Annotated in this window: 23 protein-coding genes; 12 read left to right on the forward strand and 11 right to left on the reverse strand. The window is 64.5% G+C overall.

The features are described from left to right. The first annotated feature begins 9 nt into the window (after positions 1–9). The 6 genes from rhaM to rhaS all read left to right on the forward strand — a co-directional run bounded on the left by rhaM (position 10) and on the right by rhaS (position 6,019). Positions 10–333 carry an L-rhamnose mutarotase gene (rhaM, locus tag BUE39_RS29015; RefSeq protein WP_073432107.1) on the forward strand — a complete coding sequence of 108 codons (324 nt, stop codon included), beginning with the start codon at positions 10–12 and terminating at the stop codon, positions 331–333. 49 nt (positions 334–382) lie between these two features. Continuing rightward, positions 383–1,276: an amidohydrolase family protein gene (locus BUE39_RS29020; RefSeq protein ID WP_073432108.1), complete on the forward strand. Its 894-nt coding sequence runs from the start codon at positions 383–385 to the stop codon at positions 1,274–1,276. Between the two features lie 88 nt (positions 1,277–1,364). Continuing rightward, positions 1,365–2,894 (forward strand): sugar ABC transporter ATP-binding protein, encoded by a 1,530-nt coding sequence (locus BUE39_RS29025; protein ID WP_073432109.1) that lies wholly within the window; start codon positions 1,365–1,367, stop codon positions 2,892–2,894. After that, positions 2,891–3,949, forward strand: a complete 1,059-nt coding sequence (locus BUE39_RS29030) for an ABC transporter permease (protein ID WP_073432110.1) — start codon at positions 2,891–2,893, stop codon at positions 3,947–3,949. Before BUE39_RS29025 ends, BUE39_RS29030 begins: the two co-directional genes overlap by 4 nt. Beyond that, positions 3,942–4,955: an ABC transporter permease gene (locus BUE39_RS29035; protein WP_073432111.1), complete on the forward strand. Its 1,014-nt coding sequence runs from the start codon at positions 3,942–3,944 to the stop codon at positions 4,953–4,955. The genes BUE39_RS29030 and BUE39_RS29035 overlap by 8 nt, the downstream gene beginning before the upstream one ends. A 56-nt stretch (positions 4,956–5,011) precedes the next feature. Next, entirely contained in the window at positions 5,012–6,019 is a 1,008-nt protein-coding gene (gene rhaS, locus BUE39_RS29040) for a rhamnose ABC transporter substrate-binding protein (protein WP_073432112.1), read from the forward strand. Positions 6,020–6,137: 118 nt separating this feature from the next. On the opposite strand, the gene BUE39_RS29045 is transcribed toward rhaS, so the two are convergent. The 4 genes from BUE39_RS29045 to BUE39_RS29060 form a co-directional block, all read right to left on the reverse strand. After that, complete coding sequence (locus BUE39_RS29045) at positions 6,138–7,214, reverse strand: porin (RefSeq protein ID WP_073432113.1); 1,077 nt, start codon at positions 7,212–7,214, stop codon at positions 6,138–6,140. 57 nt (positions 7,215–7,271) lie between these two features. Continuing rightward, complete coding sequence (locus BUE39_RS29050) at positions 7,272–8,339, reverse strand: ABC transporter ATP-binding protein (RefSeq protein ID WP_073432114.1); 1,068 nt, start codon at positions 8,337–8,339, stop codon at positions 7,272–7,274. Then, positions 8,332–10,101, reverse strand: coding sequence for an ABC transporter permease (locus BUE39_RS29055; RefSeq protein WP_073432115.1), 1,770 nt, complete (start codon positions 10,099–10,101; stop codon positions 8,332–8,334). Before BUE39_RS29055 ends, BUE39_RS29050 begins: the two co-directional genes overlap by 8 nt. Positions 10,102–10,201: 100 nt before the next feature. Further along, a complete protein-coding gene (locus BUE39_RS29060; protein ID WP_073432116.1) occupies positions 10,202–11,290 on the reverse strand; it encodes an ABC transporter substrate-binding protein in 1,089 nt (362 codons plus the stop codon). 139 nt (positions 11,291–11,429) lie between these two features. Between BUE39_RS29060 and BUE39_RS29065 the strand changes: the two genes are divergently transcribed. Together BUE39_RS29065 and BUE39_RS29070 are read left to right on the forward strand one after the other, a co-directional pair. Beyond that, positions 11,430–12,101, forward strand: a complete 672-nt coding sequence (locus BUE39_RS29065) for a response regulator (RefSeq protein WP_073432129.1) — start codon at positions 11,430–11,432, stop codon at positions 12,099–12,101. After that, positions 12,098–13,552, forward strand: coding sequence for a sensor histidine kinase N-terminal domain-containing protein (locus BUE39_RS29070; RefSeq protein WP_073432117.1), 1,455 nt, complete (start codon positions 12,098–12,100; stop codon positions 13,550–13,552). The genes BUE39_RS29065 and BUE39_RS29070 overlap by 4 nt, the downstream gene beginning before the upstream one ends. A gap of 13 nt (positions 13,553–13,565) precedes the next feature. Here the strand turns inward: BUE39_RS29070 and BUE39_RS29075 are convergent, their stop codons facing one another. The 5 genes from BUE39_RS29075 to BUE39_RS29095 form a co-directional block, all read right to left on the reverse strand. Further along, a complete protein-coding gene (locus tag BUE39_RS29075) occupies positions 13,566–14,717 on the reverse strand; it encodes a CmpA/NrtA family ABC transporter substrate-binding protein (RefSeq protein WP_073432118.1) in 1,152 nt (383 codons plus the stop codon). A 10-nt stretch (positions 14,718–14,727) separates the two neighbouring features. Then, positions 14,728–15,303 carry an ANTAR domain-containing response regulator gene (locus tag BUE39_RS29080; protein ID WP_073432119.1) on the reverse strand — a complete coding sequence of 192 codons (576 nt, stop codon included), beginning with the start codon at positions 15,301–15,303 and terminating at the stop codon, positions 14,728–14,730. Between the two features lie 479 nt (positions 15,304–15,782). Next, positions 15,783–16,055, reverse strand: a complete 273-nt coding sequence (gene infA, locus BUE39_RS29085) for a translation initiation factor IF-1 (protein WP_007177610.1) — start codon at positions 16,053–16,055, stop codon at positions 15,783–15,785. Between the two features lie 138 nt (positions 16,056–16,193). Then, positions 16,194–16,475 (reverse strand): hypothetical protein, encoded by a 282-nt coding sequence (locus tag BUE39_RS29090; RefSeq protein WP_073432120.1) that lies wholly within the window; start codon positions 16,473–16,475, stop codon positions 16,194–16,196. 535 nt (positions 16,476–17,010) lie between these two features. Continuing rightward, the gene (locus BUE39_RS29095; RefSeq protein WP_073432130.1) at positions 17,011–17,229 is read right to left on the reverse strand and encodes a hypothetical protein; all 219 of its coding nucleotides are present in this window, start codon (positions 17,227–17,229) and stop codon (positions 17,011–17,013) included. A 277-nt stretch (positions 17,230–17,506) separates the two neighbouring features. On the opposite strand from BUE39_RS29095, the gene BUE39_RS29100 reads away from it, so the two are divergent. Genes BUE39_RS29100 through BUE39_RS29110 form a run of 3 tightly spaced genes read left to right on the forward strand, consistent with a single transcriptional unit; the run spans position 17,507 to position 18,617 of the window. Continuing rightward, the gene (locus tag BUE39_RS29100) at positions 17,507–18,151 is read left to right on the forward strand and encodes a helix-turn-helix transcriptional regulator (RefSeq protein ID WP_073432121.1); all 645 of its coding nucleotides are present in this window, start codon (positions 17,507–17,509) and stop codon (positions 18,149–18,151) included. Positions 18,152–18,204: 53 nt separating this feature from the next. Next, complete coding sequence (locus BUE39_RS29105) at positions 18,205–18,399, forward strand: DUF1653 domain-containing protein (protein WP_073432122.1); 195 nt, start codon at positions 18,205–18,207, stop codon at positions 18,397–18,399. Between the two features lie 26 nt (positions 18,400–18,425). Next, positions 18,426–18,617, forward strand: coding sequence for a YqaE/Pmp3 family membrane protein (locus BUE39_RS29110; RefSeq protein ID WP_073432123.1), 192 nt, complete (start codon positions 18,426–18,428; stop codon positions 18,615–18,617). 54 nt (positions 18,618–18,671) lie between these two features. Here BUE39_RS29110 and BUE39_RS29115 read toward each other — a convergent pair whose 3' ends face one another. Next, on the reverse strand, positions 18,672–18,980 hold the full coding sequence (locus BUE39_RS29115) for a 2Fe-2S iron-sulfur cluster-binding protein (RefSeq protein WP_073432124.1): 309 nt from the start codon (positions 18,978–18,980) through the stop codon (positions 18,672–18,674). Positions 18,981–19,131: 151 nt separating this feature from the next. Next, on the reverse strand, positions 19,132–21,105 hold the full coding sequence (locus tag BUE39_RS29120; RefSeq protein WP_073432125.1) for a sigma-54-dependent Fis family transcriptional regulator: 1,974 nt from the start codon (positions 21,103–21,105) through the stop codon (positions 19,132–19,134). Positions 21,106–21,504: 399 nt separating this feature from the next. Here BUE39_RS29120 and BUE39_RS29125 point away from each other — a divergent pair, with 399 nt between their 5' ends. After that, the gene (locus BUE39_RS29125) at positions 21,505–21,795 is read left to right on the forward strand and encodes a DUF1488 family protein (RefSeq protein ID WP_073432126.1); all 291 of its coding nucleotides are present in this window, start codon (positions 21,505–21,507) and stop codon (positions 21,793–21,795) included. Positions 21,796–21,933 lie beyond the last annotated feature (138 nt).

Here is a 21,933-nt window from a genome sequence, read left to right on the forward strand (position 1 = left end):
AAGACAGGCATGGAAACAATCGCTTTCCGTATGGTGCTCAACCCCGGCATGCGCGAGGAATACGAACGACGTCACGCGCAAATCTGGCCCGAACTGGTTGACGCATTGCACAACGCCGGCGTGCGCGAGTACCGGATTTTCTTCGACGCGGAGTCGAATCATCTCTTCGCCATTCTCACGCGCACCACGAATCACGCGATGCACGAGTTGCCGCAACTCGACGTGATGCGCAAATGGTGGGAGTACATGGCCGACATCATGCAGGCCGCGCCGGACCATACACCGCTTCAACAGCCGCTCGAACCGGTCTTTCGTTTGAGTTCAATGAATTGACGTTGCTGACTTGCCAACGCAAGGCCAACAACACGGCGGAGAGTGTCGCATGCAGGTTGTCGATTCGCATATCCATCTGTGGGATCTGAAGACGCATCGCTATCCGTGGCTGGAAAACCCCGGCGTGTCGTTCGTCGGCGACGCGCGCGCGTTGAAGCACGACTATCTGCTCGACGACCTGCTCGGCGAGGCGGGCGATATCGAGGTGCTGAAACTGGTGCACGTCGAGGCGAATCACGATCCCGCCGATCCGGTCGAGGAGACCCGCTGGTTGCAGTCCATCGCGGATCGCAAGGAATCGCGCGGCATGCCGAATGCGATCGTGGCCGCCGTGGATCTCTCGGCGGCGAACGCGCCCGCCGTGCTCGAAGCGCACGCGTCGTTCGCCAACACGCGAGGCATACGGCAGATACTGAACGTGCACGAGAACAGGCTGTTCGACTACGTCGGTCGTCATTTCATGCGCGAGCCGCAATGGCGCGAGCACTTCGCCTTGCTGCGCCGATACGGCATGTCGTTCGACCTGCAACTCTATCCGTCGCAGATGGAAGAAGCCGCCGCGCTGGCGCGCGCGCACGGCGACACGCTGTTCATCGTCAATCATGCGGGCATGTTCGTGGATCGCGGCAGCGTGGCCGGTTATCGCGCGTGGCGCGACGGCATGCGCCTGCTGGCCGGCTGTCGGAACATCGCGGTGAAAATCAGCGGGCTTGCGATGTTCGATCATCGATGGACTGTCGAAAGCCTGCGGCCTTACGTGCTTGAAACGATCGACACGTTCGGCGTCGAGCGCGCGATGTTCGCGTCGAACTTCCCCGTCGATCGCTTGTTCGGCTCTTACACGGATTTATGGCACGCCTATGCGGCGATCGTCGAGGGTGCGAGCGTCGCCGAGAAAGAAGCGCTGTTTCGCCGTAATGCGGAGCGCTTCTACCGCATCTGAGGCCGCACGAAAACCGCATTAAAACCGCGCTAAAACCGCACGAAAACCGCGGTAAGCGAACAGAAGCCAAAAAGAAAGGAGACAAGCAGTGCAGCAACCCCTATCCGCCGTGCCCAGGCTCGAACTGCGGCACGCGAGTAAATCATTCGGCCGGGTCCGCGCGTTGTCGGACGGCGACCTCGCGCTATGGCCGGGCGAAGTGCATGCGCTGCTCGGCGAAAACGGCGCGGGCAAATCGACGCTCGTGAAGATTCTCGCGGGCGTGCATCAGCCGGATAGCGGCGAGCTGCTGGTGGACGGCGTGGCGCGCCGTTTTGCGACGCCTGCCGAAGCGCGCGACGCGGGTCTTGCGGTGATCTACCAGGAGCCGACGCTGTTCTTCGATCTGTCGATCGCGGAGAACATTTTCATGGGACGGCAGCCGGTCGATCGGATCGGCCGCATCCAATACGACGCGATGCGCCGCGAGGTGGACGGCTTGCTGGCGTCGCTCGGCGTGGATCTGCGCGCGGATCAACTGGTGCGCGGCTTGTCGATTGCCGATCAGCAGGTGATCGAAATCGCCAAGGCCTTGTCGCTGAACGCCAACGTGCTGATCATGGACGAGCCCACCGCCGCGCTCTCGTTGCCCGAAGTGGAACGGCTCTTCGCGATCGTGCGCAAGCTGCGCGAGCGCGACGTGGCGATTCTCTTCATCACGCATAGGCTCGACGAAGTCTTCGCGCTGACGCAGCGTGTCACGATCATGCGCGACGGCGCAAAGGTGTTCGACGGCTTCACCGCCGATCTCACCACCGAGGCAATCGTCACGAAGATGGTGGGCCGCGATCTGGAGACGTTCTATCCGAAAGCCGATCTGCCGCCGGGCGACGTGCGCCTGTCGGTACGCGGCCTCACGCGCGTGGGCGTATTCAAGGACATTTCCTTCGACGTGCGCGCCGGCGAGATCGTCGCGCTGGCCGGTCTGGTGGGCGCGGGGCGCAGCGAAGTCGCGCGGGCGATCTTCGGCATCGATCCGCTCGATTCGGGCGAGATCTGGATCGGCGGCCAGCCACTCAAGGCGGGCAGTCCGGCCGCGGCGGTGCGCGCCGGCCTCGCGCTGGTGCCGGAAGACCGTCGGCAGCAGGGGCTCGCGCTGGAACTGAGCATCGCGCGCAATGCGTCGATGACGGTGCTCGGCCGGCTCGTCAAACATGGTCTCATCTCCACGCGCAGCGAGACGCAACTCGCGAATCAATGGGGCACGCGCTTGCGTCTGAAAGCGGGCGACCCCAACGCGCCAGTCGGCACGCTGTCGGGCGGCAATCAGCAGAAGGTGGTGCTCGGCAAATGGCTCGCAACCGGGCCGAAAGTGCTGATCATCGACGAACCCACGCGCGGCATCGACGTCGGCGCGAAGGCCGAGGTGTATGGCGCGCTGGCCGAACTGGTGCGCGAGGGCATGGCCGTGCTGATGATTTCGAGCGAATTGCCCGAAGTGCTCGGCATGGCCGACCGCGTGCTGGTGATGCACGAAGGGCGGATCAGCGCGGAAATAGCGCGCGCCGAAGCCGACGAGGAACGCATCATGGGCGCCGCGCTCGGCCAACCGGTTCCACCGTTGGGGCACGCCGCATGATGCGCCATTCATCGACTCATCCCGCGCCGGTGCAGGCGCCGGTGGCAAAGCGCTCAACCAACGCGCCGGGCGGCTTCGTTGCGGGCGTCGCGAAGAGCCGCGAAACGACCCTCTTCGTCGTGCTGATTCTGCTGATCGTGGGCACGGCGCTCGCAAAACCGCAGTTCCTCAATCTGCAGAATCTGCGCGACGTGCTGCTCAACGTGTCGATCATCAGCCTGTTGACAGCCGGCATGACGGTGGTGATCCTGATGCGGCACATCGATCTCTCGGTGGGTTCGACGGTCGGCGTCAGCGCGTATGCGGTCGGCAGTCTGTACGTCGCGTTCCCGCATATGCCGGTGCTGGTCGCGCTGGCCGCCGGACTCGCGATCGGGCTGGTGGCGGGCGGCATCAATGCGCTGCTGGTGGCGGTGGGGCGCGTGCCCTCGCTGGTGGCGACGCTCTCCACGCTATACATCTTTCGCGGCGCGGACTACGCGTGGGTGCACGGCGGGCAGATCAACGCCACCAGTCTGCCCGAGTCGTTCTCCGGTCTCGCGACCGGCACGTGGCTCGGCATTCCGACGCTCGCGCTGATCGCGCTCGTCGTGCTGGCCGGCCTCGCCGTGTACCTCAAGCAGTTTCGCGGTGGCCGCGAGCACTATGCGATCGGCTCCAATCCCGAGGCCGCGCGACTCGCCGGCGTGAACGTCGAGCGCCGCGTGATGGCGGGCTTTCTGCTCTCCGGCGCGATTGCCGGCTTCGCGGGCGCGCTGTGGCTCGCGCGTTTCGGCACCGTCGACGCGAGCACCGCGAAGGGCATCGAATTGCAGGTGGTCGCTGCGGCGGTGGTCGGCAGCGTGGCGATTACCGGCGGCGTCGGCACGATACTCGGCGCGACGCTCGGCGCGCTGGTGCTGGGCGTGATCAGCATCGCGCTCGTCGTGCTGCACGTGTCGCCATTCTGGGAGCAGGCAATCGAAGGCGCGCTGATCGTCGCGGCGATCACCGCCGATACCTTGCTGGCCCGCTCCGTCGCCAAACGCATGATGAGGAAACGCGATCATGGCTAAACCGGATTCCGCGCTGCTCACGCGCAAACGCGAAACGCCGCTGCAATGGGAAGTCTTGCTGGTGATCGTGCTGATGTTGTCGCTCGGACTCGGGCGCTGGTTGTCGCCGGTATTTCTCACCGGCGCGAATCTGAGCAACGTATTGGCCGACCTGACCGAGATCGCGTTGATGGCGCTGCCGATGACGCTCATCATCGTCGCCGCGGAAATCGATCTTTCGGTGGCGTCGGTATTGGGCGCGTCCAGCGCGTTGATGGGCGTGCTGTGGCACATGGGCCTGCCCATGCCGCTCGTGATCGTGATGGTGCTGATTGCCGGCGCGCTGGCCGGCTGGCTGAACGGCCTCGTGATCGTGAAGCTCAATCTGCCTTCGCTCGCGGTCACGATCGGCACGCTCGCGCTGTTTCGCGGCCTCGCTTACGTGCTGCTCGGCGACCAGGCGGTCGCGGACTTCCCGCCTGGCTATACGGCCTTCGGCATGGAAACGCTCGGCTCGACCTTCATTCCGTTGCCGTTCGTGATCGTGATCGTCGGCGCGGTGCTGTTCACGGTGCTGCTGCAAGCCACCGCGTTCGGCCGCAGCCTCTATGCGATCGGCGCGAATCCCACGGCGGCGGCGTTTTCCGGCATCGAAGTGGCGAGGATCAGGCTGCGCCTGTTCGTTCTGTCCGGCGCGATGAGCGCGTTGGCGGGCGTCGTCTATACGCTGCGCTTCACCAGCGCGCGCGGCGACAACGGCGAGGGCTTCGAGTTGTCGGTGATCGCGGCGGTGCTGTTCGGCGGCGTGAGCATTTTCGGCGGACGCGGCTCGATGATCGGCGTGCTGCTGTCGCTGCTGATCATCGGCGTGCTGAAAAATGCGCTCACGCTCGACGACGTATCGAGCGAAACGCTGACGATCGTCACCGGCGCGCTGCTGCTGGCCTCGGTGCTGATTCCCAATCTGGTCGCCCGCTGGCGCGCGGCGCGCGACCGGCGTTTCATCGCGAAGTCCGCTTCCTTATAACGTCAGATCGACAACCCGGACACCACCACGTCCAACAACAAGGCAGGAGACACTTCATGTTCAAACCTCTACGTCACACCGGCACGGCCGCGCTTTGCGTGGCGCTCGTGGCGATCAGTTGCGCCGCCTCGGCCGCCGGCCTGAAAAACGGCCTGAAGATCGCGTTCGTGCCGAAGCAGATCAACAATCCCTATGAAGTGATCGCCGACGACGGCGGCATGGCCGCGATCAAGGAGTTCGGCGGCGTGGGCAAGGTGGTGGGCCCGTCGGATGCGGGCGCGTCGTCGCAGGTGCAATACATCAATACGCTCATCACGCAACGGCAGGACGCGATCGTGATCGCCGCCAACGACGCCAACGCGGTGGTGCCGTATCTGAAGAAAGCGATGTCGCAAGGCATCAAGGTCGTGACCTTCGATTCGGACACCGCGCCCGAGGGCCGGCAATTGTTCGTCAATCAGGCGAATGCGGAGGGTATCGGCCGCGGGCAGATTCAGCTCGTGTCGAAGCTGATCGGCGGTGAGGGCGAGTTCGCGGTGCTGTCGGCCACGCCCAACGCAACCAATCAGAACACGTGGATCAAGTGGATGCAGGAGGAGTTGAAGAAGCCCGAGTATTCGAAGATCAAGCTCGTGAAAATCGCCTACGGCAACGACGACGATCAGAAGTCGTTCGTCGAAACGCAAGGCTTGTTGCAGGCGTATCCGAACCTGAAGGCGATCGTCGCGCCGACCACGGTCGGCATCGCGGCGGCGGCGCGCTATATCTCGTCGTCGTCGAGCAAGGGCAAGGTGGCGGTGACGGGCCTGGGCACGCCGAACCAGATGCGCGCGTTCGTCAAGAACGGCACGGTCAAGGCGTTCCAGTTGTGGGACCCGAACCAGCTCGGCTATCTGGCCGGCTATGCGGCGGCGAGCCTCGCTTCCGGCGCGATCACGGGTAAGGAGGGCGAGTCGTTCGACGCGGGCAAGCTCGGCAAGCGCACGATTGGCCCGCAAGGCGAAATCATTCTCGGACCGCCGACCACGTTCGATTCGAGCAATATCGACAACTTCAACTTCTGAGCGGCAACGTGCGCCGCGCGCGACGTCATGAGCTGCGCGCGGCACCATGAAACGGGCGAGGCGCGTCGGGCGATGAACCGCCCGCGCGCCTCGTTCTGTTTCCAAGCGTCGAACCGCCTTAGAAACGGTGCTGAAGACCCGCCGTGACACCCGCTTGCGTATCCGCCGCGCCGGTCAGATCGCGCGACAGGCTAACCGCGTTGTCATGCTTCGCCATTGCATAGCCGCCCGCCAGATACAGCACGGTGCGCTTCGAGAGCGCGTACTGCGCGCGCAGCGAGAACAGCGTCGGATCGGCGTCGCTGCCGTCCTTGATGTTCTGATGATAGACCGCGGCAAACAGCGAGAAGAACGGCGTCACCTCGTATTGGCCGCCGAGCCAGTACATGTCGCTGCGCAAGGTCGGCGTGGCGGTGTGGAACGTGCGGCGGTAGTTGCGATATCCGGCCATCGCCTTGACCGGCCCGAAGTCGTAGCTCAAGCCCGCATGAATGCCTTGAATGTAGTTCGTGGTATCCGCGGGGGTCACGCTGTCGTTCGCGCCGTTCTGCCTGTCGAAGGTGACGACGGCGGCGAACGGACCGGTCTCGTAGCCGAGCGCGAAGTCGTATTTGGAACTCGACTTCATGCTGCCCGGCACGTTGCCGAAGCCGTACATCGCGCCGAACTTGAAGCCGGAGAACGTGCCGTCGTAACGCACCGCGTTGGACGAGCGCGAGAACAAACCGTCTTTACGCCCACCCGTCGCGGTGGATGAGCTCGCCCACGAGTAGTTCGGCGCGTAACCCATCGGGTCGAACTGCAACATGTAGTCGTAGGTGGTCGTGAAATTGCGGCCGAGCGTGATCTGCCCGAAGCGGTTTTTCAGGCCGATCGTCGCGCGGCGGTCGAAGATCGCGCCGCCGCTGTCGTCGAACTGGCCGTTGGCGATGTTGATGCCGCTCTCCAACTGGAACACCGCCTTCAGTCCGCCGCCGAGGTCCTCGACACCGCGCAGGCCCCAGCGCGAGGTGTTCTTGCCGCCCGACACGAGGCGCGTCGCGCTGCCGTCCGCACTCGCATGATTCACATATTCGATGCCCGCATCGACGATCCCATACAAAGTCACGCTGGATTGCGCCTGCGCGCTCGCCGCGAAACCGGCGAGTCCCATGCACGTTGCGCCGAGGGTTGCTTTCTTCATGCTCCACTTCATCAAGAGTCTCCTGTGGTTGATTTTGTTTGCTTCGGTTGGGGCGCTGCCGCCCGCGTTTCAACTGGCTTGCGCGAAGGCCCAGCAGTCGTTGGCGGGGAATTCGATCCAGTGACGGCCGGCGGCGCGCGGCACCGGGCCGAACGCGCGCAGGCGCAGGGCGCCGCAATGGAACAGGTATTCCCAGCGGTCGCCGAGATACATCGAAGTGATGAGTTCGGCTTCGAGCCGGTTCGCGCCCGGACCGTCGGCGACCTGCACGCGTTCGAGGCGAATCACGGCCTGGGCGTTCTGCCCGGCGGTGAGCGCTTCGCGGGCTTGGGCCTGCAATTGCCAGCCGTCGCCGGCGAGGGTCACGCGCTCGCCGTCCACCGAGGCGACGCGCGCGTCGATGCGGTTGTTGCTGCCCATGAACTCCGCCGTGTAAAGCGAGCGGGGCGAGCCGTACAGTTCGGCGGGCGTGCCTTCCTGTTCGATGCGGCCGTTGCGCAATAGCAGGATGCGGTCGGACATCGCCATCGCCTCGGTCTGGTCGTGCGTGACGCACAACGCGGACAAACCCAGCGATACGATCAGTTCGCGCAACCAGGCGCGCGCTTCCTCGCGCAGCTTGGCGTCGAGATTCGACAGCGGCTCGTCGAGCAGAATCACCGGCGGGTTGTAGACCAGCGCGCGGGCGATCGCGACGCGCTGCTGCTGTCCGCCCGAAAGCTGATACGGATAGCGCGCGGCGAGGTGGCCGAGGCCGAGCTGATCGAGCGCGCCCTGCACGCGCTTTTTCTGCTCGGCGCCCGATACGCGCCGCAGCTTCAATCCGTAGCCGACGTTGTCCGCCACCGTGCGATGCGGCCACAGCGCATACGACTGGAACACGAGACCGAGCGAGCGCTGCTCGACCGGCAGATCGACCTTCGCCGCGCCGTCGAAGAAAGCCTTGCCGTCCAGCTCGATGCGGCCCGACGACGGTTGTTCGAGCCCGGCGACCGCGCGCAGCAGCGTGGTCTTGCCGCTGCCCGATGCGCCCAGCAGGCACACCACTTCGCCGGGGTTCAGTTGGAACGACACGCCCTTCAGGATCGGGTTGTCGCCATAGCTGAGAAAGAGGTTGTCGACCGAGAGCTTATCCATGCAATTTCACTCCGAAGCGCAGAGCGACGCCGAGTCCGACGCCGACCATCGCGATGTTGATGACAGAAAGCGCCGCGACCTGATCGACCGCGCCGGTCGCCCACAGCGACACCAGCAGCGCGCCGATCACTTCCGTTCCCGGCGAGAGCAGATAGACGGCCGTCGAGTATTCGCGCTCGAAGATCATGAAGATCAGGAGCCACGCCGCGAGCAAACCGAAGCGCACGAGCGGCAGCGTCACGTCGAGACTCACGCGGGCGCGGGTGCCGCCGACGCTGCGTCCCGCTTCCTCGAGTTCCGGGCCGACTTGCAGCAGCGCGCTTTGAATCAGGCGCATGCCATAGGCGAGCCACACCACCGTGTAGGCGATCCAGATGCTCCACATGGAGCTCTTCAGTTCCTTCAAGCCCGGCACGAACAGGAAGATCCACAGGAACGCGAGACCGGCGAGCAGGCCCGGCACCGCGCGCGGCAACAGCACGAGGTAATCGAGCAGGCGCGTGGCCCAGTCGTTGCGGCGATGGCCCGCGAACGCCACCAGCGAATAGAAGCCCACCGCGAGCGCGCCGCCGAACACGCCGATGCCGAGCGTGTTCAGGATCGCGCGCACCAGGTTGTCCTGCTCGAACAGGTCGGTGAAGTTGGCGAGCGTCAGCACTTCGGCGAGCTTCACGCCTTCGCCCCAGTTGGTGACGAACGCGCGCAACGTGATGCCGGAGAGCGGCACGAAGACGGTGAGCATCAGCCACAGCGCGACGATCGCGAGCGCCACCCAGCGCCATGCGCCGAGCGGCAGCACGGTCTGACGCCCGGCCTTGCCCTTGACCGTGACGAAGCGGTTCGCGCTCTTGAGCAGCCGGCGTTGCAACAGCACCAGCGGAAACGTGATCGCGACGATGCATACCGCGACCGCGGCCATCAGGTGATAGGACGGCACGCCGAGCTTGTTGGTGAGCTTGTACAGATACGTGGCCAGCACGAGGTGCCCTTCGGGGTCGCCGAGCACGAGGGGCAGGCCGAACACCTCGAAGCCAAGGAAGAACACCAGCACGCCGGCGAACAGCAGCGCGGGCAGCGTCATCGGCAGGCTCACGTCGAGCGCGACGCGAAACGGCCGCGCGCCGGCGACGCGCGCCGCTTCCTCGACGTCCGAGCCGAGATTGCGCAGCGCCGCCGACGAATACAGGTACACGTGCGGCACATGCGTGAGGCCGACGATGATCGTGATCGCGAGAACGGAGTACACGGTCCAGGGCGCTTCGGCGGTGCCGAACAGCGCCTTCCACCAGACCGAGTAGAAGCCGACCGGGCCGGCCGCGACCACGTAGCCGAACGCGAGCACCATCGGCGAGACGAATACGGGCGTGAGCAGCATCGGTTCGAGCCAGCGGCGGCCGGGCAGGTCGGTGCGCACCATCAGGAACGCGAGAATGCCGCCGAGCGGGATCGAGATGAACAGCATCCCGCCCGCGATGATGAAGGAGTTCTTCAACGCGGACCAGAAATCCGGGTCGCTGAAAATGAACTGGAAGCCGGCGAGGCCGAGCGTGCGGTTGGCGTCGAAGAACGGCGCGTTGAGCACGCTCTGAAACAGGATGAAGCCGAGCGGCAGCGCCACCGCGATGGTGAGCACCGCGACGACGAGCCAGCGCAGCAGTCCCGCGAACGGCTGCAAGCCGCCTCGCGGCAAGGCGCCGATCGGGCCGCCGTCGGCTGCGAGCGGCGCGCTATCGCGGCGTGCGGGTGCGCTAGTGGAAAGCATGAGTGTCCCCCTGCGGCGAATGAAGCCGCATATCGACAGGTAGTGAGAGAAGGCCCGGCGCCCGCGCTTTTCGCGTGGACGCCGTCAGGTCAAGCGAGGTTTAGCGCTTGATCGACTGTTGCCATTGCTTGAGGAATTCAAGCCGTTTGGACTGGTCGAGATAGACCAGCAGGCCCGCGCCGATCGGGATCGGCTTGAGCGAATCGCCGAGCTGTTTCGTCAGACCAGCCATCGACGTTTCGCCTTCCACGTCGGAGCGGATCGAGAACAGGCTCGCCTGATTCGCGAGCAAGGTCTGGCCGCGTTGCGACAGCAGATAATCGACCCACAGCCTGGCGGCGTTCGGGCTTTTCGCCTTCTTCGAGATCGTCACGAGGCGGCTCACCACCAGCGTGTAGTCTTTCGGGTAGACGTAGCCGATCGACGGGTCTTTCTTCGCCTTGGTGAGCGCGTAGGAGCCGAGAATGTTGTAGCCGATCAGGTTTTCACCCGACGAAATACGCTCCATCATCGCGCCGGTGCTCGATTGCAGCTTCGGGCCGGTGGCGCCCATCGCCTTCACCAGATCCCACGTGACTTGCGGATTGACGCGCGCGTCTTGCGTCAGATAGTTGAAGCCGACGCCGGACTTCTCGATGTCGTAGGTCGTGACCTTGCCCTTGAACTGGTTGGGCTTGTTTTGCAGCAGCTTGATGAGGTCGGCGCGCGTTTGCGGCACGTCGCCGGCCGCGAGCAGCCGCTTGTTGTAGACGATCGCGAGCGGCTCATACGTGGTGCCGTAGGCCTGCTTCTGGTACTGCGCCCACTGCGGCAACTGCTTCGCCTCGGGAGAGTCGTAGGTCGCCATCAGGCCGTCGTTGACGAGCTTGACCTGCAGGTCCATCGCGGAGCTCCACAACACGTCGGCGCTCGTGCTGCTGGCCGCGTTTTCGCTGATGAAGCGGTTGTACAGCTCCGTGCTGTTCATGTCGTTGTATTCGACCTTGATGCCGTACAGGCTTTCGAAGTCCTTGATGAGCGGACGCACGAGCGCGGTGTCCGTGACCGAATAGACGATCAGCTTTCCTTCCTTCTTCGCCGCGTCGACGGTGCTCTGATAGTCACCGGGATAACCCGCGGGAAACGCCGCCCACACTGAGTTTGCGGCAAAGGCAGCAGCAACTGCGAGGCACTTCAAAGAGATTTTCACGTCTTCCTCCAGAAAACACTGTGTTTGTTTTGTGTGAGCGAATGGTAAGAGACGCGCGCTTTCTGAACGCTTTCAGTTTTTGAAAGAAATGAGTGACAATGGTCGAATTCGCCTCATGGATTTCCCTGGGATTTTGCTCATGCGTGTGCTGCTCGTCGAAGACAATCCGATCCTTTCCCGCTCGCTTACCGACGCGCTGACGAGCGCGAAACTCACCGTCGATTGCATGCATGACGGCGAGTCCGCCGACCACGTTCTGCGCACGCAAGACTACGCGTTGGTGATTCTCGATATCGGCTTGCCGAAGCTCGACGGGCTCGAAGTGCTGCGCCGTCTGCGCGCGCGCCGCAACGCGGTGCCGGTGCTGATCCTCACCGCGCACGGTTCGGTGGAAGAGCGCGTGCGCGGTCTCGATCTGGGCGCCGACGACTATCTCGCCAAGCCTTTCGCGCTCACCGAACTGGAAGCGCGCGCGCGTGCATTGTTGCGCCGCAGTCATGGGCAGGAGCCCTTGCATGCGCAATGCGGCACGCTGCTTTACGACAGCGTGGATCGCGGCTTCACGCTCGACGGCGAACCGCTCGCGTTGACGCCGCGCGAGCGTTCGGTGCTCGAAGTGCTGATCCTGCGCAACGGTCGCGCGATCAACAAGGAGACGTTGTCGGAGAAAATTTTCGGGCTCGACGAATCGGTGAATGCGGACGCCATCGAGATTTACGTGCACCGCTTGCGCAAGAAACTCGAACACAGTTCGGTCGGCATCGTGACGCTGCGCGGGCTCGGCTATCTGCTGGAAGCCAGAAGCCCATGACGCGGCCGAATCTGCGCGTGCGGGTGGCGCTGTGGCTGCTGTTGCCGCTGCTGTTATTGCTCGCGTTCGACGCATGGCTCACGTATCAGCGCGCGATGAACGCGGCGCACGCGGCCTTCGATCGCACGCTGGAATTTTCGTTGCGCTCGATACGCGACGGCATCCGCTTGCGCGACGGCAGGATCGAAGTCGATCTGCCGTACCTTGCTCTCGAGATGTTCGAGTCGAACGGCGGCGGCAATATCTACTATCAGATTCGTGAAGAGGGCGGCGCCGTGGTGACGGGCTATCCCGATCTGCCGGACGCGAAAAAAGCGCCGGCCGAGCCCTACAGCGTGCGGTTCTATGACGGCGTGTTTCGCGGCCGGCCGCTGCGCATCGCGATGCTGAGGCTGCCCGTGCACGACGTGCCGAGCGCGCAGACGCGCGTGGTGCTCGTGAGGGTCGGCGAAACGATCGAGCAGCGCCAGGCGTTGGCGCGCGAGATTCTCACCGGCTCGCTGCAACAGGAATTTCTGCTGGTGGTGCTCGCGCTCGGCATCGTGTGGCTGGGGGTCGCGCGTGGCTTGCGGCCGTTGAACCGCTTGTCGGCGAAAGTCGCCGCGCGCGCCGAGGACGACCCCACGCCGCTCGATACCGTGGGCCTGCCGAGCGAAGTGGCGCCGCTCGTCGATTCGATCAATCAGTACATTGGCCGCACGCAGTTGATGCAGTTGTCGCGCCGGCGCTTTTTCAACGACGCCGCGCATCAGTTGAAAACGCCGCTGGCGGTGATTCAGGCGGAGTCGGAACTGGCGCTGCGCGACAGCGACGGCGTGGGTGCTGGCGTTGGTGTGGGTTCCGCTTCTTGCGGCGAGGACAACCCGAGCGGCAATCGCCGGCAAGGCGTCCATTTGCGGCGGTTGAATCGCGCGGTGCAGCAGGCGGTGCGCATCGTGCAGCAGTTGCTGTCGCTCTCGCGGCTCGACGCGGACAGCGGCTATACGGTCAAGCATGCCGCGGTGCCGCTGCATAAGGTGGCGCGCAGCGTGACGCTCGACTGGTCGCCGGTGGCGCGCTCGCGCGGCATCGATCTCGGCTTCGAACAGGACGAGCGCATCGAGGTCATGGGTCAGACCGATCTGCTCGCGGAACTGGTCGGCAATCTGATCGACAACGCGATCCGTTATTCGGGCGACGGCGCGGTGATCACCGTGCGCGTCGCGAGCGAGAACGGGCAGCCGCTGCTGCAAGTGATCGACAACGGCCCCGGCATTCCGGTTGGTGAACGCGATGCGGTTTTTGAACGCTTCTATCGCAGCGAGGCGACGCAGACGGTCGAGGGCAGCGGGCTGGGCTTGTCGATCGTGCGGGAAATCGCGCGCGTTCACGGCGCGCTGATCGCGTTGAGCGATGCGCCCGGTGGCGGGCTGGTGGTGAGCGTGCTGTTTCCGGCATTAGAGCCGGCGTGACGTTTCCCGCGCCTTACCGGCGGATCGTGAAGCTTTGCGCGTATCCCGCGGAGGGCGTGCCGTCGCCCCACACCTTGCCGTCGATGAATACCTGCGCGGTGTGACCGGCGGGCACCGCCACGCCCACGCTTGCGGCCGCCTCGCGGTACAACTGCGTCTGATTGACCCGCGCCGCGATCTGCGCGTAATCCGCGCGCGCGTCGATCATGCCCCAGCGCTCGAACTGCGTGACGAACCACGCGCCCTCGAATGCATGCGGATAGTTCACCGCGCCGTCGTCGAAGAAGCGCACGGGCAGGCCGCGCGGCGTGGAGGCGGCGATCTCGTCGCCGAGGCGCGCGGCAATCAGGGCTTGGTCGATGCCGATGTACTCGGGCCGCGCGAGCCAGCGCGCGATTTCCTCGCGATGTCCCGCGCCGTCGAGCCAGCGGCAGGCTTCGAGCATCGTCTGCACGAGCGCGCGCGCGGCGTTCGGATTCGCGCTGACGAAATCGCGCCGGCAGGCCAGCACTTTCTCGGGATGATCGGGCCACACTTCGCTCGTGTACGCGATCGTCCTGCCGACGCCTTCGGCTTCGGCCATCGCGTTCCACGGCTCGCCCACGCACAGGCCGTCGAGCTTGTCGTCGGCGAGCGCGGCGACCATCTGCGGCGGCGGAATCACCACGCTTTCGATGTCGCGCAACGGATCCACGCCTTGCGACGCGAGCCAGTAGTACAGCCACATCGCATGCGTGCCGGTGGGAAAGGTCTGCGCGAACACGGGCTTGCGGCCGAGCGTCGCGAGCGCCTTGGGCAGCGTGCGCTGCTCGGCGAGCGCGTCGGCGAGACGGTTCGACAGCGTGATGCCCTGGCCGTTGCGGTTGAGCACCATCAGCACGGCCATGTCCGTTTGCGGACCGCCCAGGCCGAGTTGCACCCCGTAGACGAGCCCGTAGAGCGCGTGCGCCGCATCGAGATCGCCCGACAGCAGCTTGTCGCGCACGGCGGCCCACGACGGCTGACGGGATAGCTCCAGCGTCAGGCCATGCGCGTGGCCGAATTCGAGCAGCTTCGCGGCGACGAGCGGCGCGGCGTCGGAGAGCGCGACGAAGCCGAGCCGCAGATGGGTTTTTTCGAGCGGCCCCGAGGCGAGCGGCGAGGCGAGGGAAGTGGGAGCGTTCATGGGCGGCGCTTCATTTGGGCGGGTCGGCCGCCGCCACGATGGCGCGCGCGACCTCGGCGAGTTTGACGCCCTGGTTCATGGCGCGCTTGCGCAGACTGGCGTAGGCGGCGTGTTCGGTGATTTTCTGCTGATCCATCAGCAGGCGTTTGGCGCGATCGATCAGCTTGCGTTCGGCGAGTTCGCTCTCGGCTTGCGCGAGGCGTTCGCGCAACTGCGATTCCTGCGCGAAACGCGCGAGCGCGACTTCGAGGATCGGTGCAAGCCGTTCCGTGGCGAGACCCTCGACGAGATACGCGGTCACGCCCGCGCCGACCGCGTCGCGGATCAACTGCTGGTTGTCGTCGTGGCTGAACATGAGCACCGGGCGCGGCGCGGTGGCGTTCATCACCGCGAGTTGCTCGAGCGTATCGCGCGAGGGCGATTCCGTGTCGATGATGATCACGTCGGGCCGTTCGCTCTGGACCACGCGATGCAGCGCTTGCGGCGTGGCGGTGCCGGCCAGCATCTCGTAGCCGAGGCGGGCGAGGGCGTCACGGAGATCGCCGATGGGCTTGTCGGTATCGGTTACGAGGAGAACGCGCAGCATGGGGTAGGAATCGTCGACGGCTGAACATCAATTAAGCGAGAAGCGTGCCATCGGGGTCGTGATGCATCGAAAGCAACGCAATCACGGACTTATCCACGATACCGGCAGACGCCGCCGCACCGAAGCGGGGCATGCGCGAGCGATGCACCGAAGCGGCGCATTGTGTGGCCGCTTGCCGATCGGCTCGGCAGGTTCGAGCAGGCGCGCGAAAGCGCCGCCGGGAAGAAGCTGGAGCGGTGTTCGGACAGTAGGGGAAGCGAGAGAGAGTGGAGCGCTAGTCGGCCAGCGGCGCAAAGCCGATGCACCATCGAGCACCACATCTGGACGAAACGCGGCGCCGCCGCAGCGCGCCGCTCAGGCTCGAGTCAACGAGTCAAGCCGGAGAAGGCGCGCGAAAGGCTTCGCGAACAGCACAGCTGCAACGAGCTGCATGGGGTCACGCAAGGAACGCGCGGGACGCGCTCAGCGTGCCGTCGGCCTTAACGGCGACGGAACTGCGAGTTGCGGGCGCCGCCGCCACCGGTGGCGCGCTCGTCTTTGTGGCGGAAATTGATCCGGCCTTTGGTCAGGTCGTAGACCGACAGTTCCAGCGTGACGCGGTCGCCCGCGAGAATACGGATGTGGTTCTTGCGCATGCGTCCGGACGCGTAAGCGCCAACCACGACGCCGTTGTCGAGCGTGACGCGGTAACGGCTGTCCGGAAGTACTTCGTCGACGATACCGTCAAGTTCAAGCAGTTCTTCTTTCGCCATGCATAACTCCTGGTCGATGGGATAAGGGGTGTTGACCGCCGGCGAGGCCGCGCGGCGCAACATCGGATACGGTTGACAGTAGACCCTCCTGGGCCCGCTGTTTGTGCGGCATCAGCCCATGCGCTGATAGTAAACCGCTCAAAGATCGGCGACGGACTGGCCGTCCACGCGACCGTCGATCAATTGTTCAGCATGCGCCATGCACGCGATGCGCGCCTTGCCCGTGCCGTCGAACGGAAACAGGTATTGCAGACGGAACACGCGCCCGTCGGCAGCCGGATTGGCGCCCACGCGGCAGATGCGCACCGACGCGTCGTAGCCTGCGTCGGCATTGCGGCTCGTTTGGCCGTCCGCCGGGCGGCGCGGATAGACGAGCGGATGAATTTCGTAACCCTTGTACGTCTTGACAACTGAATTCATGAAGCATGTGTCCTGTATTACGTGGCCGGCGTGTCACGCGTGTTACGCGCGGCACGACAGGCCGGCGGCGCAGCGCCTTGGGGCGCGCCGCCATGGAAAAAGATTGGCGCAGCAGGCCCGATGGCAAGGGCTTGAGCGCGGATTCGATGGAGAAGAAACACGCTGATGTCGCGCGGACACCGGACGCGTAAAGCTGAACGACTCAGCTGCACAACTCGCGGCGGCGAATGCATGCGGCGCATTGCCGGAGTGACGGGATCGCCGACGGGCGGCGGTCGAACAGTCGGGGGTAGTGCGGAGATGCCGGTTTGAGACTGCCTGGTGCTGCCAGTGCTGCGAATGCGGATACAGCTATTCCAATATGATGCACTAAATGGGCCTGATTGGATAGCGAAATGTTCCGCGCACCGGCGAGCCGCCCATGTGGCGGGGCTTTGAGCGCGAGAGAGCGGCGCGCTGAATGGCGTGGCGCATGAGCGGTGCGCCGGGTGCGGGTTCTCGCCGTGGCGGCGAGAGCCCGCAGGGGCCCGATGGCTCAGCGGGAAGTTTCGGCGACGCGCTTTTGCAACTCACGTGAGGCCGCGAGCGGAATGCGCGCGTCGTCCCACACGGCCAGCCATTCGACTTCCTTCGACGTGAAGATTTGCCCGTGATTGCGCAACGCGTATTGCAGCGAATCAATGATGTGATTGCGGATGATCTCAGGCGTGCCTTCGTCGTCGAGCACGGCGCGAAACGCTTCGAGCGTGGCCATCTGTTGCTCCGTGAAATAGAGGGTTCTTTTATCGCACGAAAAAAAATCGCTCGCCAAGCGGACAAAAATCGTCATGAGCAGGCGGGTTCGCGCGGCTCGCTGGTTTTGAGGACGCCGCACCTTAAGCGGGGTCGCTACAATGGCGAGTCGTCGCGCGAAGAAGGTCGCCTTGGGACAAGCTCCGCGCGTGGCCGGCTCGCCGGCTCAATCGTCGCGCTTCGCCGTCGCCTAGCTGGTGGGAAGGCGGCGCGGCATCTCCGAACACTGCGATTTTCCAATGCGCAAGACAACCGTGCCGCCTGTGAAAGACCTGCTGCTGGACCGCTACGCACCCATCGCCGACGGCATCGCGGCGCTCTTTTATCCCTGCGCCGAAGTGGTGATTCACGACCTGCGCGATCAGACCATCGCGTATCTCGTCAACAATCTGTCGAAGCTCGAAGTGGGCGGGCCGTCCGTGCTCGACGAGGTCCACTATGCGGCGCGCGGGCGGACCATCGGTCCCTACGAGAAGCTCAACTGGGACGGCCGGCGCATGCGCTGCGTGAGCAACATCCTGTTCGACGACGACGGCAAGCCGGCCGGCATGCTGTGCATCAACTTCAATATCGCGGTGTTCGAGGACGTGCGCTCCACGCTCGATCTGTTCATCAAGGGCGGCAATCTGACGGACGCGCCGGCGGAAGATCTGTTCCGCGACGACTGGCAGGACCGCATCAACACGTATCTGCACACGTGGCTGCGCGAGCGGCAAATCGGCATCAATGCGCTCACGCGCGAACACAAGCGGGAAATCGTCGAGGCGCTGCATGCGCAAGGCGCGTTTCGCGGCCGCAGTTCCGCGAACTACGTGGCCGCCGTGCTGACGATGGGACGCGCCACCGTCTACAAGATTCTGAAGCAGATGAAAGAGGGCGGCTGAACGTTTTAACCGCGGCGCCAGCGCGCAGCGGTTGTCAATTCAAGGAGATGCGTATGGTGCGCTACCGGCACTACAAAGGCGGCATTTACGAACTGGTTTGCGAGGCGACGCTGGAGTCCGATCCGAGCGTCACGATGATCGTCTATAAAGCCAGCAATGGTACGATCTGGACGCGTCCGGCTTCGGTGTTTTTCGAGTTGGTCGAACAGGACGGCGTGAAGGTGCCGCGCTTCGCACCGATCAACTAACGGGTCATTACAAACAGGAAATCCGCATGCGTTTATTGCTTGCCATCATTTTGCCGTGGTTCCAGTTCTTCACGATCGGCCGTCCGTTTGCCGGCATCATTTGCCTGATCTTGCAGATCACGCTGATCGGCTGGATTCCTGCCGCGATCTGGTCGGTCTATGCGCTGAGCCAGTACAACACCGATAAGAAAATCGCCCGGGCGATGGGCGGGCGTTAAAGCGCGCAATAGCTCGTGGCGGCGGTGGCGTTCGCGGCGTTGCGGCGAGCGGATTTACCGGGGCGGCAATTCGACCGCCTCCGGCGCTTCGATCACCACGTCGGTTTCCGCGATCGCCACGCACGGCAGAATATAGCCTTCCGTTTTTTCTTCCCGGCTCAAACCCGGCCACTCGATCGTGTAACGCACGCGTCCGGTTGTCATCTTGCATAGACACGTGCGGCACGTGCCGTTACGGCACGAACGCGGCAGACGCAGATTGGCAAAGCCGGCGGCTTCGAGAATCGTGAGCGAATCGGGCGCTTCGAAACTCGTGCCGAGCGGTTCGACGCGAACGAGAGGCGAGCGAGTGGAGTCGGACATCGTGTGAATCGGTGACGGAGTGCGTCACTTTACACGGCGCGCGGAATGCGCGGACGTTCCGGCGTCTGGAGCGTCGCAGCGCTTCATGTCATGCGAATGCGCAAGCATGCGCACGGCGGCATTCACCTGTACGCCTCAGCCGTCCGCCGCTTCAATGCGTCGTGCCGCCGCGCCGCAAATACCGGTACACCGTATTGCGCGCCAACCCCAACTCGCGGGCCGCCGCCGAGACGTTTCCGTCGAGTCGCGCGAGCGTTTGCGCGATCAACGTGGCTTGCCACTCCTCCATCCGGGCGGGCGATGCCTGAGCGGGCGGCTCAATGGCCACGCTTGCGCCATCATCGTTCGCTGACGCCGCAGGCAATTGCGCAGGTTCGTTAGCCGGAGCCTCGACGCAATCCTGCAGGAAGTCATCCGGCAAATCCTCCAGTTCGATCTGCTCCGCGCCTTCGGCCATGATGCTCGCGGTGCGCAGCACGTTCGCCAGTTGCCGCAGATTGCCCGGCCAGCGGCATTGCGTGAATCGCTCCAGCACGGCGTCGGAGACGCGGCGCGGCAGGCGCTCGCCGTCGGGCTGCAAGGCCAGCATGCGCGTGACGAGCGCCGCGAGATCGGTGCGCTCGCGCAGCGGCGGCAAGGTCACGACGAGTCCGTTGATCCGGTAATAGAGGTCCTCGCGGAAGGTGCCCGCCTCGATCATCTCGCGCAGATTGCGGTGAGTCGCGCAGACAATGCGCAGATCCACGGGAACCGCCCCCGTCCCGCCGAGCGGCACGACGCTGCGCTCCTGGAGCACGCGCATCAAGCGCACTTGCTGGGCGAGCGGCATGTCGCCGATTTCGTCGAGAAACAGCGTGCCGCCATCCGCCTGCACGATCTTGCCGACGCTGCCGCGCTTCTTCGCGCCGGTAAACGCGCCGTCTTCATAGCCGAACAATTCCGCTTCGATCAACGTCTCCGGCAACGACGCGCAATTCAGCGCGACGAAGGGCGCGTTGCGCCGCGGCGAGTCGTGGTGGATCGCGCGCGCGAGCCACTCCTTGCCGGTGCCGGTTTTGCCGAGGACGAGAATCGGAATGTCGCGTCCGCGCAGCTTCGCGACGCGCCGCAGAACCGCTGACATCTGCGCGTCGCCGGTATCGAGCGTTTCGAGCGTGGCGAGCGGCGCCGGATCACCCAGCCGTGCCGCGCGGCGCGCCCCGGCGGACGCCGATGCAGGAGCCACCCCATCAGCCGACGCGACATGACGCGGCGCCGAATACTCGCCGCGCGCGAGCACGCGCACGCCGCTCGGCAGCGTCAGCACGATGCTTTCGCCTGGCGCGCGAGTGAGCTGCTGCAACAGCTTGGGGAAGGCGACGCCGAACAGCGCCTCGAACGATTGCCGTTGCAGATCGGCGAGCGGTTGCCCGAACTGGAATAAAGCGCTGCGATTCGCGGACAGAAACGTGCCGTCCGGCGCGAACGCCGCGAGTCCTTCAAACAGCGTGCCGATGAATTCCGCGCGCGCATGAAAACGCACGCGAATCGCGTCGGCGAACTGATTGGAGAAAAGATGATTTTCGATCATCTGCGCCGACATTCTGACGAGCGCGAGCGTGTGCTTATGAAAGCCGCGCGTGTCGCCGCTCACGTCGAGTGCGCCGATGGTGCGCCCGAACGGATCCGCGATGGGCGCGCACGAGCAGGTGAGAATCCGGTTGGCGTGCAGAAAGTGTTCGTCGGCGTGCACGACGGTCGGCTGCCCGTCGACCAGCGCGGTGCCGATCGCGTTTGTCCCGCGATCCGCTTCCGCCCATGAAACGCCCGGGCACAACGCGACGCGATTGGCTTTTTCGACGAAGTCGCTGTCGCCGAGACTGTGCAGGATCAGCCCGCGATTGTCGGTGAGCAGCACCATGCTTTGGGTGTCGACGATCTGCGCATGCAGCGTTTCCATGACGGGCAGCGCATGCGTATAGAGCGACTGATTGCGATCGACCAGTTCGCGCAGCGCGGGCCGGCGCAGCGGATGAAAGTCCGGCGTTTCCGACGCGCGCAGGCCAATCTGAAGCGAACGGGCATGAGCTTGCGCGATGACATCTGGCCGACCGATGGCGGGCGGCGTGGCAGGACGATGGGTCAAGGCATGTCTCCGGTGTTCGGATGCGGCGGGTACGTTGCCCGCCGTTGCATGCCGCAGCGCAACATAGGCGCGCGCGGCCGAACACCGATATTACAGGACCAGGCGGGAAGCGCATGGCAGGGAAAGAACGGAGTCGCGGCGCTCGCGATGACGTCCGACGAGCCGCGCCTCGCCTTCAGATCAAGCAAACGAAAGGAAAACTTGCGGAGCGGCCGAACTCGTCTAAAGTGAATCAAATCACTTCCGCGGAGCGCGAACGACGGCGCCGTCGCAGTGAAGTGACGAGCCCGCGCCACCAGCATTGGACAAGGAGGATGGAGCTGCCGGCGCGACAGACGCAACCCGCGTGCGCGTTACCCGGCGACTTCATGCGCAGCATCAACCTTCCAGGTGAACCCCATGCAGATCCTTTTCCCGAATGAAACTCCTGAATATTCAGGTCGCGAACTCACGTTGGCCTTCCCGGCGATGGTCGATGGAGAGAGGGTGGAATGCATGATCACGGCGGAGGCGCTGGAAGATCATTTCGGTGCGGCGTCGCCGCGGCTGGAGGATATGGTTGGGGCGTTCGATACGCATCGGGCGAGGATCGAGGCCGCCACGCGGCGGTTGTTGTCGGAGACTCGGGCGCAGTGTCTTGTGTTGCGGAGTGGGTATGTGAGGTTTTATGAGGCTAATTGGCGGAATTAGAATTGGCTGCGTGCCTGTGCTTTTGCTGCCTTTGGCCTTTGCCTGATTTGTTAGTGGTCTATTAGCGTTGCCCCTGTGCGGGGCAATGCTCTCAACTTAAGCCCCGCTGCATCAAGCGAGTTTGTACGCGAGATGGAA

It is taken from the genome of Paraburkholderia terricola (assembly GCF_900142195.1).
Classification (GTDB): Bacteria; Pseudomonadota; Gammaproteobacteria; order Burkholderiales; family Burkholderiaceae; genus Paraburkholderia; species Paraburkholderia terricola.

Coding starts and splice junctions, on each gene's coding strand:
- BUE39_RS29125 (WP_073432126.1), top strand. CDS start 21,505: ATGCAGATCCTTTTCCCGAATGAAACTCCTGAATATTCAGGTCGCGAA.
- BUE39_RS29080 (WP_073432119.1), bottom strand. CDS start 15,303: ATGCTGCGCGTTCTCCTCGTAACCGATACCGACAAGCCCATCGGCGAT.
- BUE39_RS29070 (WP_073432117.1), top strand. CDS start 12,098: ATGACGCGGCCGAATCTGCGCGTGCGGGTGGCGCTGTGGCTGCTGTTG.
- BUE39_RS29100 (WP_073432121.1), top strand. CDS start 17,507: ATGCGCAAGACAACCGTGCCGCCTGTGAAAGACCTGCTGCTGGACCGC.
- BUE39_RS29105 (WP_073432122.1), top strand. CDS start 18,205: ATGGTGCGCTACCGGCACTACAAAGGCGGCATTTACGAACTGGTTTGC.
- BUE39_RS29050 (WP_073432114.1), bottom strand. CDS start 8,339: ATGGATAAGCTCTCGGTCGACAACCTCTTTCTCAGCTATGGCGACAAC.
- infA (WP_007177610.1), bottom strand. CDS start 16,055: ATGGCGAAAGAAGAACTGCTTGAACTTGACGGTATCGTCGACGAAGTA.
- BUE39_RS29035 (WP_073432111.1), top strand. CDS start 3,942: ATGGCTAAACCGGATTCCGCGCTGCTCACGCGCAAACGCGAAACGCCG.
- rhaS (WP_073432112.1), top strand. CDS start 5,012: ATGTTCAAACCTCTACGTCACACCGGCACGGCCGCGCTTTGCGTGGCG.
- rhaM (WP_073432107.1), top strand. CDS start 10: ATGGAAACAATCGCTTTCCGTATGGTGCTCAACCCCGGCATGCGCGAG.
- BUE39_RS29055 (WP_073432115.1), bottom strand. CDS start 10,101: ATGCTTTCCACTAGCGCACCCGCACGCCGCGATAGCGCGCCGCTCGCA.
- BUE39_RS29090 (WP_073432120.1), bottom strand. CDS start 16,475: ATGAATTCAGTTGTCAAGACGTACAAGGGTTACGAAATTCATCCGCTC.
- BUE39_RS29065 (WP_073432129.1), top strand. CDS start 11,430: ATGCGTGTGCTGCTCGTCGAAGACAATCCGATCCTTTCCCGCTCGCTT.
- BUE39_RS29030 (WP_073432110.1), top strand. CDS start 2,891: ATGATGCGCCATTCATCGACTCATCCCGCGCCGGTGCAGGCGCCGGTG.
- BUE39_RS29095 (WP_073432130.1), bottom strand. CDS start 17,229: ATGGCCACGCTCGAAGCGTTTCGCGCCGTGCTCGACGACGAAGGCACG.
- BUE39_RS29045 (WP_073432113.1), bottom strand. CDS start 7,214: ATGAAGTGGAGCATGAAGAAAGCAACCCTCGGCGCAACGTGCATGGGA.
- BUE39_RS29115 (WP_073432124.1), bottom strand. CDS start 18,980: ATGTCCGACTCCACTCGCTCGCCTCTCGTTCGCGTCGAACCGCTCGGC.
- BUE39_RS29075 (WP_073432118.1), bottom strand. CDS start 14,717: ATGAACGCTCCCACTTCCCTCGCCTCGCCGCTCGCCTCGGGGCCGCTC.
- BUE39_RS29110 (WP_073432123.1), top strand. CDS start 18,426: ATGCGTTTATTGCTTGCCATCATTTTGCCGTGGTTCCAGTTCTTCACG.
- BUE39_RS29020 (WP_073432108.1), top strand. CDS start 383: ATGCAGGTTGTCGATTCGCATATCCATCTGTGGGATCTGAAGACGCAT.